This window comes from Lysinibacillus sp. GbtcB16, from assembly GCF_019091145.1.
GTDB lineage: Bacteria > Bacillota > Bacilli > Bacillales_A > Planococcaceae > Lysinibacillus > Lysinibacillus fusiformis.
The window spans coordinates 1-458 of record NZ_JAGXJV010000131.1; the positions used below are offsets into that span (position 1 = coordinate 1).

The 458-nt window shown below is 31.2% G+C and carries 1 protein-coding gene; it reads right to left on the reverse strand.

Going from position 1 to position 458, the window contains the following annotated elements:
• Nucleotides 1-342 (reverse strand): hypothetical protein (locus KVT27_RS23700; RefSeq protein WP_217582078.1); only part of this gene is annotated, 342 nt, incomplete at its 3' end.
• Between the last annotated feature and the right edge of the window lie 116 nt (nt 343-458).

The following is a 458-nucleotide window of genomic DNA, read 5'->3' on the forward strand; positions in this document are numbered from 1 at the left end:
AACATCACCCTGAATTGATTTGAAGAACTCTCTGCTAGTCTTTTTTTCTAAAAGGTATAGCTTTTTAATATGTCTATGCAATCTATCGCGTATCCAACCTTCACCTACATACAAAGCTTCCTCCGCAGTAAGATTGACAAATACATATAATCCTCGCTTATCTTTAGGGACAGATTCATTGATTTTTCTTCTTAATGGTAGGCCTTTCGTATACTTTTCATTCTCATTATATTTAAAAGAGATTTCGAAACAACGCCATAGTGAATTTGAATCAAGTGGCAATAACGAATTACTTACCAGGGTTTCTTTAAGGCTGTTATCAAATTGAATGATGTCTAACATTAAAACTACTCCTTTAAATAGAATAAAACGAGTTTCCTATATTATATATGTAACTTCATCCGATGTATAAAATTAATTTTTTATCCAGCCTCTTTTGATTGTAGATAACATATCAT